Raw genomic sequence first — 13,105 nt, 5'->3', positions numbered from 1 at the left:
GGAGGAAGCAGGCATGACGGACACAACTGCGGCGGTAGCCCCGGAGACCGGGCAAAGCTCCGGTCGGCTCGGCGGTGCCTTCTGGCGACTCTGGTCGGCAGCGGTACTCTCCCAACTTGGGGATGCGCTGCGCACCCCGGCGCTCGCCCTACTCGCCGCCACGTTGAGCCGTGACCCCCGGACGATCGCGGCCGTGGTCGTCGCCGGTCAACTACCGCCGCTGCTGTTCGGTCTGATCGGCGGGGTGTACGCCGACCGGTGGGACCGTCGACGCACCATGGCGTTGGTGGACGGGCTGCGGGCGCTCCTGGTCGCCGGATTCGCGGTGCTGGTGGCCACCGGGCAGGCAAGCATCGCCGTACTCGCCGGATGTGCCTTCCTCCTGGCCACCCTCGGTACGTTCTTCGACGCCTCCGCCTTCGCGATGCTGCCCGCAGTGGTGCCCGCCGACCGGTTGGCGCTGGCGAACGGGCGGTTGCAGGCCGGTACGGCATTGGCCCGCGGGTTCGTCGGTGCACCCGCCGCCGGGGTGCTCTTCGCGATCGCCGCAGCGCTGCCGTTCGCCGTCGACGCGGTCTCCTTCGCCGTCGCCGCCCTGCTGGCCCTGACCCTGCGGCCCGCCTCACCGGGCCTCAGCAAAGCGGCGGGCCGGTCGCCCGGCAGCATGGCGAAGCCCGGCAGCATGGCGAAGCCCGGCGGGCGGAGTCTGTGGCGGGAAGCCGGCGACGGGCTGCGCTGGATTAGGCAGGAGCCCACGCTACGCGTGATCACCGGATTGACTGCGGTCACCAACCTCGCCATCAGCGCCATGATCGCGGTGCTGGTGCTGTACGCACTCGACGTACTCGGCGTCACCGAGGCGGGCTACGGCGTGTTCATGGCCGCCGCAGTCGTCGGCACGCTGCTCGGTGCACTCGGAGCCGGCCGGCTGGCCCGACGGTTCGGCACCCTCGCCGGGCTGCGCTGGGTGCTGGCTGGGCAGACCCTGGCGCTGGCCGGGCTCGCGTTCTCCCGTCACCCGATCCCGGGGGCTGCGGCGCTGGCCGTCTTCTCCGCCGGTACGGCAATGTGGAACGCGTTGTGGGCGGCGTACGGCCAACGCAACGTACCGGCCGAACTGCTCGGTCGGGTGGGCAGCGCGCAGCGGACCGTCGGCCTGCTCACCGCCCCGGTCGGCGCGGCGCTGGGCGGCTTCGCCGCGCAGGCGTACGGGCTGCCCGTGGTCGTCTACGCCGCAACCGCCGTCCTCGCCCTCGCCACCCTCGGATCGTGGCGGACGCTGAGCCGCCCCGTCCCGCCGGATCAGGTCGGGTAACCCGACCTGACGCGTGTAGATCGACTAGCCCGCCTCAGCGCGTACGGGGGCGACGCTGGCCGGAACCGGCGCTCCCGACGCCCACCACGGCCGGGACAGCAGCCCGGCGAGCGCCGCTCCGACGGCGTTGATCAGCACATCGTCCACAGAGGTCACCCGCCCGATGTCGAGCGTGAACTGAAGGGTCTCCACCACGATCGACCCGGCGGCGCCGAGGGCGAGGAGACGCCCCACCCCGGCCAGGGCGGGAAACCGGATCGGCGCAAAGAAACCCAGTGCGGCGAAGACCAGCAGGTTGCCGCCGGCCTGCACCGCCACGAACGTGGGCGAGGTGGTGGTCACCTGGAGGTACAGGTCGCGCAACGGGATCAGGTGTACCAGGCGGGGCGCGTCCAGCGGGGTCAGGATCATCCACACCCAGGGCAGGGTGCCGACCACCATGCCCACCTCGGCGACGCTGCGCCACCACGCCTGCCGTACCGGCATCGAGCGGGCGATGCGCCGCCGGACCAGCAGGAAGGCGATCAGGGCCGCCAGCGGCAGACCGGCCAACGAAACCAGTACGACGCCACCCCAGTCCCGCCACACCTGAACCATCCCCGCAGGCTATCGATCAGCGTCCCGGGACCATCCAGCGGTCAGGCACACGGACCGTGCAGCGGTCAGGTGCGGACGACGACCGGGTAACCCTCCAGCCAGGACCCTGCGGTGGTCATCGGGGCAGCCCGCCGGGCTGGTCGCCCCGCACCACCGGGGCGCGGACCAGGTTGCCCCACTCGGTCCAGGATCCGTCGTAGTTACGTACCTGCGGATAGCCGAGCAGGTGGTGCAGGACGAACCAGGTGTGGCTGGACCGCTCGCCGATCCGGCAGTAGGCGATCACGTCGTCGGCGGGGGTCAGCCCCTGCTCGTCGGCGTAGATCACGCGTAGTTCGTCGGGGCGCTTGAACGTACCGTCGGGGTTGGCGGCCGACTTCCACGGCACGTTCACCGCACCCGGCACATGACCGCCACGTAGTGCGCCCTCCTGCGGATAGTCCGGCATGTGCAGCATGTCGCCGGTGTACTCGGCGGGGGACCGGACGTCCACCAGCGGACGGCCGGCCGCGATGTGCGCCATCACCTGGTCGCGAAAGGCCCGGATCGGCGCGTCGTCACGGTCCGGGACCGGGTAGTCGGTCCGGGGTCGGGTGGGCCGGTCCCGGGTCAACTCCCGCCCCTCGGCCACCCACTTCTGCCGGCCACCGTCGAGCAGCCGCAGGTCCGCGTGGCCGAAGAGGGAGAAGACCCAGAACGCGTACGTTGCCCACCAGTTGAAGTTGTCGCCGTAGAAGACGATCGTGTCGTCCGGGTCGATGCCCTTGGCGGAGCACAGCTCGGCGAAGTCCGTCGGGTGTAGGTAGTCCCGGGTCACCTGGTCGTTGAGTTCGAGATGCCAGTCGACCTTGACCGCGCCGGGGATGTGCCCGGTGTCGTAGAGCAACACGTCCTCGTCCGACTCCACGACGACCAGGCCGTCCGTGTCGAGGTTGGCGGCGAGCCATTCGGTGGTCACCAGCCGCTGCGGATCGGCGTACGCCTGTAGGTCGGGCGCGGGATCGTTCGGCACTGCCATCAGCCCACCGTACGCCGTCCGACCCGCCCCGCTTCCCGAACCTGAACCCGCTCAGTCGGTGAACGGGGTCAGCACCGGCCGCTTGGCGGTCACCGTGTCGCCGGAGGACCGGCCGGTCATCCGCCGCTTGATCCACGGTGCCAGGTGCTGCCCAGCCCACCGCAGGTCGGCACCGCGTGCCGCCAGCCACGGCGTCGGCGCGGGCCGGGGCGGTACGACCAGCCACTGCTCGTCCGGCGCCAGCCCCAACGCACTCAACACGTGCGCGGCGACCCGCCGGTGCCCGGCGGGCGACAGGTGCAACCGGTCCGCACTCCACAGCACCGGATTGAGGAACTCGTCGTCGGCGTACAGGTCCACCAGCATCGCGCCGTGCCGCTCGGCAGTTTCGCCCACCATCCGGTTCAACAGCGTGACGCGGGGGGCGACCAGCCGCTGGCCGGGCAGCCGCGCCATCACGTCGGCGAACCGGAAGATCAGTACGTCGGCACCGGTCGCCCGCAGCTCACCGATCACCCCGTCGAAACGCTCGACCAGCGTGTTCGCGTCGAAGTTGCGGCGCAACACGTCGTTGCCGCCGGCGGCGAAACTGATCAGGTCGGGGCGCATGGCCAGCGCGGCCGGCACCTGCTCGGCCACGACGTTGGGAAAGAGCCGCCCCCGGATGGCGAGGTTGGCGTACCCGAACTCCGGTCCGGCCTCGACGGCCAGCCGCGTCGCGACCAGGTCTGCCCACCCTCGATAGGTGCCGTCCGGGTACGCGTCGTTCATTCCCTCGGTGAAGCTGTCCCCGACCGCCACGAAGCTGCGCCAGCGCACCCGCGCCTCCTTGCCCTTACTTCCCGACCTCGTCACCAGAATCCGTCGGAGTGTGTCAGCCACCCATCGCCGGTCGTCCCCTGGGCCGGTACGGAAGTGGCGACGCCGACATCCGCACCGCCTATTCGTGGCGGCCCCACACTGTCAGCTTCAGCCGTCCAGTTGGGCTGTCAGCTTCAGCCGTCCAGTTGGGGCCGCTGACCGTTGCGCAGCAACTGGTAGAGCTGCTGGCAGTCGTCATACGACGGCAGCAGCCCCGCGTCCCGCAGTTCGATCAGCCCCGGCCCGTTGGCGTCGCGCTCGGAGAGGATCGGTGTGGTGTCGGAAGGAATCGGCAGCGCCAGGTCCTCGTCGAGGGCGTTGACGATCCGCTCCCGGGTGGGCGCGTAGCGGGCCGAGCAGAGATAGCTCATCACCGTGTCGTCTTCGAGTGCGACGAAGGCGTGGCCCAGGCCCTCCGACAGATAGACCGCCCGGAAGTCGACGGGGTCCAGCCGTACGACCTCGTGCTGCCCGAACGTCGGTGAACCGACCCGCAGGTCGACGATGAAGTCCAGCAGCGCACCCTGCGGGCAGTAGACGTACTTGCCCTGCCCGATGGGCACGTCCGCCCAGTGCACGCCCCGGACCACACCCCGCCGGGAGACGCTGTGGTTGGTCTGCGCGACAGTCAACTCGAAGCCGAGGGCGTCGGCGAAGGCGGCAGCGTCGTACCAGACGGCGAAGTTGCCGCGATCGTCGGGAAACTGCTGCGGAAGAAACTCCCATGCGCCGGAGATCGACAGTTCCGTGGCCTTCACCTGTTCACCTCTCGCGTGTGCGGCAACCGCAGAATCACCTTCTCGCGTGTGCGGCAACCGCAAACGATACCGCCCACCCACCTCCCATCCCCAGGCAAGGAAGGGCCCCCTTCTTGTCGCTTTCAGCCGGTCAAGGGCCCGCCCTAACACCGGTAGCCTGGGCCTCATGCCACCGAAACTCGCCGAGATCGTCGAGGAGTTCGCGTCCGCTCCGCGAGACGTCGTACTGGAGATGTTGCTGGAATTCGCCGACAGCGTCCCGCCGCTGCCCGCCGCCCTGGCCGACCGGGCCGGAATGGAGCAGGTGCCGGAGTGCCAGACGGTGTTCTTCCTGCGGGCCGAGGTGGCGCCGGACCGTACGGTCACCACCTGGTTCGACTGCCCGCCCGAGGCACCCACCACCCGGGCGTTCGCTGGCATTCTGGCCGAAGGGCTGGCGGGCGCGAGCGCCGACGAGGTGCTGGCCGTACCCGACGATCTTTACCAGCGGATGGGCCTCGCCGAGGCGATCAGCCCGCTGCGGGTACGCGGTGGCACCGCCATTCTGGCCCGACTCAAGCGCCAGGTACGGGAACAGATCGCCTGATCCGCGATGTTGTCTTCGGTCATGGAGATTGAGGTCTACGCCGACGTGGTCTGCCCGTGGTGCTACATCGGAAAGCACCGGTTGGAGCGCGCCCTTGAATCCTTCGAGGGTGACGTGACGGTCGGGTTCCGGCCATTCCAGCTTGACCCGTCACCGGTCCCCGAGCCTCGACCGCTGGTCGAGTCGCTCGCCGAGAAGTTCGGTGGCGCCGAGAAGGCCGAGCAGATGCTTGCTCACACCACCGGCGTCGCCGCCAGGGATGGCCTGGAACTACGGTTCGACCGGGCGGTGACGGCGAACACCTTCGACGCCCACCGGCTTGTGCGGTTGGCCGACTCGCGTGGTTACGCGGCCGAGACCGTCGAAGGGCTCTATCGCGCCTACTTCACCGACGGTGTGGACATCGGATCACGGGACGCACTCGCCACCATCGGCGCCGGGGTCGGCCTCGACGAAACCGAGGTACGCCAGTTCCTCGACTCCACCGACGGGGAGCCCGAGGTACGCACGGCGCTGGCCACCGCCCGCGAGTTGGGCGTGACGAGCGTGCCGACCTTCGTCCTCGCCGGGAAGTACGCCGTCACCGGCGCGCAGGAGCCGGACGTGTTGCGCGCCGCACTTGCCGAGGTGGCCCAGCGGGAGGCGAACAGCAACGCATAGCGGGCGGCGGACCCGCAGCACCCACGGAGACCGACAAGCGACGCGTAGTCACCTGCGGTTGGTTTCACGTGCAACAACATCGACGGCACCCGCTAGTTTCGGCGGGTGCCGTCGACCGCCTCAGGCAGTGTCGACCGTCTCGGTTTCCCGTCGGCTGCCTCGACTCAGGCCGAGGCAGCCGACTTCGCCAACCCTTCGATCACCTGGGCGCTCGGCAGTGCGGCCAGGGCCCGTCCAGGTATGACGACCTTGCTGCGCCGCACCCCGGAACCGACGATCACGTACGGCACGTCGACCACTCGCGAGTCGACCAGGATCGGCCACTGTTCGGGCAGCCCGATCGGGGTGATTCCGCCGTACTCCATCCCGGTCAGTTCCACCGCCTCAACCATCGGCGCGAAGCTCGCCTTGCGTACGTCGAGCTGCCGGCGCGCCACCCCGTTCACGTCGACCCGGGTGGTGGCCAGCACGACGCAGGCGGCGTACCGGGGCACCCCGTCTCGCTTGCCGGAGACCACGACACAGTTGGCGGCAGCGTCGAGCCCGACGTCGTACGCCGCACAGAAGGCCGCCGTGTCGGCGAGTTCGGCGTCGATCGGGGCGACCAGCACCTCATCGACCTGCACCGGGGTGTCGGCCGGCCAGCCCCCGAGTAGGGCGACCACGGGTGGGGCTAGCAGGTCGGGGCGGGTGCGGGCGGGTTCGGCGCGCAGGGTTCCGATCACGCTGCCGATCCTCGCACCGGTGAACGGTCGCCTCTCGACCGACCCGCACCGTCACCCGCCTGCCGCACGCGGATCAGCCGCCGGGGAAGAAGATCTCCTCCGGTAGGGCCCTCCGATGTTGTCGGTGCGTGGCGTCCTCGATGGCGTGCTTCACGGCCAGCCGGACGACCCCGTACAGAAGGACGAAGCCAAAAATGTACAAAACCAACACGAAGAAGACATCAACCATGCCGCCCACTGTAGGGCGACAACGGACCGGAAAATCTCTCGCCTGCCCCCAAATCGCCCGTTAGAGACGCGCGGCCATCGGGTCGGGGCTGGTAGCGCGCTTGACGAACAAAGCTAATACGGTTAGCTTTTTAGCTATGACAACTAGCTATTTGATGCGGGACGACGGACGGATCGCCTACGAGGTGCACGGCGAGGGCCCGCTCGTGGTGGCCGTGCCCGGCATGGGTGATCTACGTTCGGCCTACCGGTTCACCGTCCCCGCCCTGGTCGAGGCGGGCTACCGCGTGGCAACCATGGACCTGCGCGGACACGGCGACAGCGACGACGGCTTCAGCCGCTACGACGACGTGGCCGTGGGCAGCGACGTGCTGGCACTGATCGAACACCTCGGCGGTCGGGCATTTGTCATCGGACAGTCGATGGGAGCCGGTGCCTCGGTCTGGGCCGCCGCGGAGGACCCGGCCAAGGTCGCCGGTCTCGCGCTGATGGGGCCGTTCGTCCGCGACCCACAGAGCAACCCGCTGATGCCCCTCCTGCTCCGGCTGCTACTCCTCAAGCCCTGGGGGCCCGCCGCCTGGCAGACCTACTACCGCAAGCTCTACCCCGGTCGCCCGCCCGCCGACCAGGCAGCACATCTGGCCCGCATTCGGGAGAGCATGCGTCGGGGTGACCACTGGCGCTCGTTCATCAAGATCACGCGGACCAGCCACCGGCCGGCTGAGGAGCGGCTGGGTCAGGTCATCGCGCCCACGCTGGTGGTGATGGGTGAGAAGGACAGCGACTTCCCCGACCCGACGGCCGAGGCACGATTCGTCGCCGAACGTCTCAACGGCGAACTGCTCATGGTGCCCCACTCCGGTCACTACCCGATGGCGGAATATCCCGAGGTGGTCAACCCGGTGCTGGTCTCCTTCCTCAACAAGGTCTACGACCGTGGCTAGGGCCGGCCTGACGCCCGCGCGGGTCGTCGCCGAAGCCGCCCAGCTCGCCGACGAGGGCGGCCTCGACCGGCTCACCCTGGCCGCTGTCGCCCAACGGCTCGGGGTGGCGTTACCCAGCCTCTACAAGCACGTCCGGGGTCTCGACGACCTGCACCGTCTGCTCGCCATTCGGGCCCTCGACGAGCTGTCCGATCATCTCAGCGAGGCGACGGTGGGGCGATCCGGGTCGATCGCGTTGCAACACCTGGCCAGCGCCTACCGGACCTACGCCAGCAACCATCCGGGTAGCTACGCGGCCACCCTCCGATCGGCGGCATCCAGCGACGACACCGCGTACCTCGCCGCCAGTGACCGGGCGGTCCGGATCGTCTACGCCGTTCTCGCCGGATACGGCCTCACCGCCGACCAACTGGTGGACGCCACCCGGTCGCTGCGCAGCGCCCTGCACGGCTTCGTCTCGCTGGAGGCGGCCGGTGGCTTCGGACTGCCCCAGGACGTCGACCGCTCGTACGAGCGGTTGATCTCCGTACTCGACCAGGCGTTCGCCGCCTGGCCGCAGGCGCAGCGGGACTGACGTACGCCTCACCGGTGGGGCAGGCGGCGAACCGGTACGGGGCTACGCGCCGGTGCCCGGACGGACCCGTCCCGAGATCGCCGCTCCGGACAGCGCGAGTACGGCGGCAACCGCGAACCCGGCGAGATAGGTCGACGGACCCGGCACCGCCGTCGCGGCGAGCAGCGCCCCGCTGAGCGCGAGGACCGTGGCGGAGAAGAGCGAGTCCCCCAACTGCAGTGCGGAACTGTTACGGCCCTGCTCGCCAGGGGCGGACAGTTCGAGCGTCAGGACGGAGAGGGTGGGAAAGACCAGGCCCATTCCCAGGCCCGCCACGCCCCAGGCCAGGACGCCGACGAGAACCGGCACCGAATGCCAGACGGCGGTCGCCACGAATCCGATCCCGAGTGCGATAAGTAGCATGCCGACCCGAGGCAGGGCAGCACGTAGCCTCGGCTCTTGCAACCGACTCTGTGCCGCCGAACCGGCGGACCAGGACAGTGCGCCCGCCATGAGGGCGAAGCCCGCCGCTGCCGGGGAGAGACCGCGTTCCCGGGACAACAACAGCGGAATGAAGACCTCCGCGCCGACGAACGCCGCCGAGGCGAGGCCACGTATGGCGATCACCGTCGGCAGTCCGCGCCGGATCCGCAGGAAGCCGGCCGGCAGCAACCGGGGTACGCAGACACCGAGCCCGACGAGCGCCGCCGCGAGCAGGGCCACGGCCAGCGGGCCGCGCTGTTGCCCCCCGTAGTGCAACAGCGCGGCACTCGCCGCCGCCCCGAACGCCCAGCCGATGCGTCGGGCCGAACCGGGAGCCACCGGCCTGTTGGTGGTCGCCCCGTCGAGTCGCCGCAGCGCAGGCTGGATCAGCGCCAGTGCGGGCACCGCCAGGAGCGGCACCGCCAGGAACACCCAGCGCCAACCGACGTACTGGACGATCAGGCCGGCGATAGCCGGGCCGACCAACGACGGCACCACCCAGGCCGCCGCGAAGGCCGCGAAGATGCGTCGGTGCAACTCCTCCGGGTACGCGTGCGCGACCATGACGTACAGCGCCACGGAGAACAGAGCCGAACCGAAGCCCTGTACGGCACGACCGAGCACGATCAGTCCCATGCTCTGCGCACTGCCGGCGATCAGCAGGCCGACCACGAACCAGAAGACGCCATGTCGGATTGGCGCACTCGGGCCCCGGGCGTCGCTCCAGATGCCCGAGACGACCATGCCGAGTACGCCCGACGCGAAGGGCCCACCGAAGGCGAGGGCGTACAACGCCAGTCCGTCCAGGGCGCGGGCCACACTCGGCATCGCGGTCGCCACGGCGAGCGCCTCGAACGCCGACAGCGAGACCAGCGCCACGGCACCCACCGTCAGTGCACGGAACCGGCCGGTGAAGAGTCCCGGCACTGACGGGGATCGTGGGGCGTCGGCCGGCCGCTTCGGTGACTCCTGCGGCGGCGACGACAGTTCGGTCGACACCGGAAGAGCCTCCGATGTGAACCGGGGTTGAAGTCAAGCGGCGGCTGCTCAAGGTAAGCCACGTCTCACCGTTGCGGTGCGGCCGTCCCCGCTGCCAGATAGGGTTCGAGGGCGCCCATCAGAAGCTGGATGACGCGCTCCAGCACCTCCTCTGCCGAGTAGTCGAACCGGGTGGTCCGCTGCGCGCCGAAGATGAGTTCCTGCTGCACCAGGGCCAGTGCCGTACGGATCGCGAAGTCGAGGTCGCGCTCGGCACGGGGACGTTGTTCCTCGGTGACGCAGGGTGCCATCCGTCCGGCGATCGCGATGGACAACGAGGTCGCCAACTCGGCCGCGTGGGCGTACATCACGGCGTTGTCGGCGAGCAGCACACTGCGTAGCAGTCGACGGTTGTCCCGGTAGAGCGTGACCATCTCCCTGGCCACGTAGAACAGGAACTCGTCAAACGGCAGGCTCTTCCGGTCCGGGTCCTCGATCGCGGCAAAGATCTTGCTGACCGTCCGCTCCCGGAACCGCTCGTGGACAGCCAGCAGCACGGCCATCTTGTCGGAGAAGCGTGCGTAGACGGCGGTGGGCGCGCTCGACGACCGCGCGGAGATCTCGGCAATGGTGATCTGGTCGAAGGGCTTTTCGGCCAACAGTTGCTCGACGGCAGACAGGATGCGCTCCATCGTGGCGCGGCTGCGCGCCTGACGGGGCTGGTTGACCCGCAACTCCTTCATGGAACTTCAGCGTAGCCATTGACAGTAATGGTAGTGCGATTACCATTTTGCCGTGACGCAGATCTCTCCCACCTCTCCCGTCCTCGTACTCGGTGGTGGCCCTGTCGGTCTCGCCGCCGCCCTCGAACTGGCCCGCTTCGGCATCCGTTCCGTCGTCCTTGAACAACGCACGGAAACGTCCTGGCACCCGAAGACCCGTAACCTCAACACCCGCACCATGGAGATCGCCCGTGGCTGGGGCAACGCGACCTACCAGCGCCTTCGTGGCATCGACACCCCGCCGGGATGGAAGAGTCCGATCCGGTTCTTCGACACCCTCACCGGCACCGAACTGGGACAGATCGAAACCCACGGTTTCCTCGGCCCGGGACCGGAGATCAGCCCCGCCCAGCCCGTGATGTCCTCCCAGGATCTGGTCGAGCGAATCATGTGGGACGCCGCGCTCGCCACCGGCCTCGTGGAGCTACGGTTCGGTCACCGGGTCACTCGCGTGCTCTCCGGATGGTTGCCCGAGCACACCGAAGCGTCCCTGGAGGTGGTCGACCCGGCCGGGGACAGCTACACCATCGCTGGCAGTGCTCTTGTCGCCGCCGATGGCACGGACAGCCTCGTACGTACGCAACTGGGCCTCGCCCTCGACGGCGCGGAAGCCGTCCACCAATTCGTCAACTGCTACTTCCGGGCCGACCTGGAAGCCCACCTCGGGGACCGGCACGGCGTCCTGCTCTACGTCGCCGGCCCCCGAGCCACCGGGATCTTCCAGCCCCTGGACGCCCGAGGCCGCTGGCTGTGCCAGATACCCGTCCCCCGTGACGACTGGGAGGCCGAGAAACACGACGCCGAGGCGTGTACCGAATGGATCCGGGCCGGCTCCGGTATCGAGGATCTTGACGTGGAGATACTCACCATCGGGCGTTGGCAGATGAACGCGACCATCGCCGACCGACTCGTCATGGGCCGGGTCGTGCTCTGCGGCGACGCCGCCCACCAGTTCCCGCCGACCGGCGGCCTCGGCGTCAACACGGGCCTACAGGGCATGCACAACGCCATGTGGAAACTGGCCCTGTGCATCCGCGGCATCGCCGACTGGTCACTGCTGGAAACCTACGACGCCGAGCGCCGGCCGCCCACGAAGACGACAATCCAACAGTCGCTGGCCAACTTCTTCAACGTCATGCAGGTCTCGGTTTCCTTCTATGGAATGCAGCAACAGCTCAGTCCGGCTGAGGTCATCCAGGCGTCCCACCGGTACGGAAACCACCTCGGCGTCGAGTTCGGCACCGGATACGCCTCCACCGCGGTCGTTCCGGACGGCACCCTCCCGCCCGAGGTCGACGACTCCTACGCCGACTACCGCCCGAGCGCCACTCCTGGAAGTCGTGCTCCGCACGTCTGGTTGGGGCGAGGTGAGAACCAGCTCTCCATCCTGGACCTGTTCGGTCCCGCGTTCACCCTGCTGACCGGCAGCAAGGGCGCGACCTGGCACTCCAGCGCACGCCAGGCCGTCCGCCGGTACGGCGTACCGCTGGCATCATTCACCATCGGTGCCCCCGGCATCGAGGACGACGACAACGTCTTCCTCACCGAGTACGACATCGAACCGACGGGGGCCGTACTGGTACGCCCGGATGGCTATGTCGCCTGGCGCTCGCACTCATTGGCCGACGATGCCGACGGCACCCTCGACCATGTCTTCGCCCAGGTCCTCGGCCACACCTCCGGTTCCTGAGACCTACTCCCCGATCGGCCACTCACCAAGTAAGGAGAAGGCGACCCTGTCGGTTGAGTCAGCTGGCCGTACCTTCGGTGGTACGGCCAGCTGACGCTGGGCCTCGCGTACCGGCTTACCCCCCCAGAGCCGATCCACAGGCTCTTACCGGCCGGTGGCACCGTCGACAAGCTCCCGCAGGATGTCGGCGTGACCGGCATGCCGGGTGGTCTCGTTCGTCATGTGGGCGAGCACCCAGCGAAGCGTACGAAGCGAGTCACCGACCGGCTGCGCAGTGAGAACGTCGGGGCCAGCGGCAGCAATGATGTGGGCGTCACTCTCGGCGATGGCAGCCCGATAGCCGTCGAGGATCTGGTCCGGGGAGCGGTCCGGATCGACCATCATGTCGAAGTCGACGTCGGCATAGCGAGGGTCACCGGCAACCGTGTAACCGAACCAGTACCGTTCCGCGTCGGTCAAGTGCTGGACCAGGCCCAGCAGTGTGGTGTCGGAGACGACCAGCCGTCGCCGAAGCTGCTCCTCGCTCAGGCCCGCGACCTTCTTCAGGACGCATGAACGAGCAAAGGACAGGAAGGCGAGGGCGGTGTCGAGCTCGCCACCGTCGTTGCGTGGCACGGCTTCGCGTTGGGACTCAAGCATGTCCCAAACCTACGCGTGAGGCAGACGCGGACGTCGTCTGAGTAGTCCGGCCCAGGACTGCTGCCGCATCTGAGAGCAGGCGCACGAGTTCTTCGTAGTATGCGCGAGCCAATCCGCGCCCGTCGAGCGAGCCGTCTTGGCACACAGCGTCCGTCGTCTTCGCCCCGTCTGCGGCGTCAGCCATCCGATTCTCCTCGGATTGGGCGCTTCTACTCACAGCCTCCGCCCTGACCTCGGTGACCGCCACTGCGATCGGCTATGCGATCGCGGTGACCCTGCCCCCGTTCG

Annotated in this window: 15 protein-coding genes; 6 read left to right on the top strand and 9 right to left on the bottom strand. The window is 68.9% G+C overall.

Features of this window, described 5'->3' with window-relative positions:
* Positions 1–13 precede the first annotated feature (13 nt).
* The gene (locus tag FHR38_RS14340) at positions 14–1,315 is read left to right on the top strand and encodes an MFS transporter (protein WP_184535142.1); all 1,302 of its coding nucleotides are present in this window, start codon (positions 14–16) and stop codon (positions 1,313–1,315) included.
* Between the two features lie 24 nt (positions 1,316–1,339).
* On the opposite strand, the gene FHR38_RS14335 is transcribed toward FHR38_RS14340, so the two are convergent.
* From FHR38_RS14335 to FHR38_RS14320, 4 genes are all read right to left on the bottom strand, one after another.
* Entirely contained in the window at positions 1,340–1,912 is a 573-nt protein-coding gene (locus FHR38_RS14335) for a VanZ family protein (RefSeq protein WP_184535141.1), read from the bottom strand.
* A gap of 115 nt (positions 1,913–2,027) precedes the next feature.
* Complete coding sequence (locus tag FHR38_RS14330) at positions 2,028–2,930, bottom strand: sulfurtransferase (RefSeq protein WP_184535140.1); 903 nt, start codon at positions 2,928–2,930, stop codon at positions 2,028–2,030.
* A gap of 51 nt (positions 2,931–2,981) precedes the next feature.
* On the bottom strand, positions 2,982–3,749 hold the full coding sequence (locus FHR38_RS14325; RefSeq protein WP_184535139.1) for an SGNH/GDSL hydrolase family protein: 768 nt from the start codon (positions 3,747–3,749) through the stop codon (positions 2,982–2,984).
* Positions 3,750–3,925: 176 nt separating this feature from the next.
* Positions 3,926–4,549, bottom strand: coding sequence for a dTDP-4-dehydrorhamnose 3,5-epimerase family protein (locus tag FHR38_RS14320; RefSeq protein WP_184535138.1), 624 nt, complete (start codon positions 4,547–4,549; stop codon positions 3,926–3,928).
* A 166-nt stretch (positions 4,550–4,715) separates the two neighbouring features.
* Here FHR38_RS14320 and FHR38_RS14315 point away from each other — a divergent pair, with 166 nt between their 5' ends.
* The gene (locus FHR38_RS14315; protein WP_376771404.1) at positions 4,716–5,135 is read left to right on the top strand and encodes a SufE family protein; all 420 of its coding nucleotides are present in this window, start codon (positions 4,716–4,718) and stop codon (positions 5,133–5,135) included.
* A 21-nt stretch (positions 5,136–5,156) separates the two neighbouring features.
* Positions 5,157–5,795, top strand: a complete 639-nt coding sequence (locus FHR38_RS14310; protein ID WP_184535137.1) for a DsbA family oxidoreductase — start codon at positions 5,157–5,159, stop codon at positions 5,793–5,795.
* A 164-nt stretch (positions 5,796–5,959) separates the two neighbouring features.
* On the opposite strand, the gene FHR38_RS14305 is transcribed toward FHR38_RS14310, so the two are convergent.
* Positions 5,960–6,517 (bottom strand): YbaK/EbsC family protein, encoded by a 558-nt coding sequence (locus FHR38_RS14305; protein WP_184539663.1) that lies wholly within the window; start codon positions 6,515–6,517, stop codon positions 5,960–5,962.
* Between the two features lie 76 nt (positions 6,518–6,593).
* A complete protein-coding gene (locus tag FHR38_RS14300) occupies positions 6,594–6,749 on the bottom strand; it encodes a hypothetical protein (protein WP_184535136.1) in 156 nt (51 codons plus the stop codon).
* A 136-nt stretch (positions 6,750–6,885) separates the two neighbouring features.
* On the opposite strand from FHR38_RS14300, the gene FHR38_RS14295 reads away from it, so the two are divergent.
* Together FHR38_RS14295 and FHR38_RS14290 are read left to right on the top strand one after the other, a co-directional pair.
* Positions 6,886–7,692 carry an alpha/beta fold hydrolase gene (locus tag FHR38_RS14295; protein WP_184535135.1) on the top strand — a complete coding sequence of 269 codons (807 nt, stop codon included), beginning with the start codon at positions 6,886–6,888 and terminating at the stop codon, positions 7,690–7,692.
* Complete coding sequence (locus FHR38_RS14290; RefSeq protein WP_184535134.1) at positions 7,685–8,266, top strand: TetR/AcrR family transcriptional regulator; 582 nt, start codon at positions 7,685–7,687, stop codon at positions 8,264–8,266. The genes FHR38_RS14295 and FHR38_RS14290 overlap by 8 nt, the downstream gene beginning before the upstream one ends.
* Positions 8,267–8,308: 42 nt before the next feature.
* Here the strand turns inward: FHR38_RS14290 and FHR38_RS14285 are convergent, their stop codons facing one another.
* Both FHR38_RS14285 and FHR38_RS14280 read right to left on the bottom strand, forming a co-directional pair.
* The gene (locus FHR38_RS14285; protein ID WP_184535133.1) at positions 8,309–9,727 is read right to left on the bottom strand and encodes an MFS transporter; all 1,419 of its coding nucleotides are present in this window, start codon (positions 9,725–9,727) and stop codon (positions 8,309–8,311) included.
* Positions 9,728–9,792: 65 nt separating this feature from the next.
* Positions 9,793–10,449, bottom strand: coding sequence for a TetR/AcrR family transcriptional regulator (locus FHR38_RS14280; protein WP_184535132.1), 657 nt, complete (start codon positions 10,447–10,449; stop codon positions 9,793–9,795).
* A gap of 52 nt (positions 10,450–10,501) precedes the next feature.
* Between FHR38_RS14280 and FHR38_RS14275 the strand changes: the two genes are divergently transcribed.
* Positions 10,502–12,178, top strand: a complete 1,677-nt coding sequence (locus FHR38_RS14275; protein WP_184535131.1) for an FAD-dependent monooxygenase — start codon at positions 10,502–10,504, stop codon at positions 12,176–12,178.
* Between the two features lie 144 nt (positions 12,179–12,322).
* On the opposite strand, the gene FHR38_RS14270 is transcribed toward FHR38_RS14275, so the two are convergent.
* Positions 12,323–12,817, bottom strand: a complete 495-nt coding sequence (locus FHR38_RS14270; RefSeq protein WP_184535130.1) for a DinB family protein — start codon at positions 12,815–12,817, stop codon at positions 12,323–12,325.
* Positions 12,818–13,105 lie beyond the last annotated feature (288 nt).

It is taken from the genome of Micromonospora polyrhachis (genome assembly GCF_014203835.1).
GTDB classification, from domain to species: domain Bacteria; phylum Actinomycetota; class Actinomycetes; order Mycobacteriales; family Micromonosporaceae; genus Micromonospora_H; species Micromonospora_H polyrhachis.
This window is presented reverse-complemented; position numbering and strand designations above follow the sequence as displayed.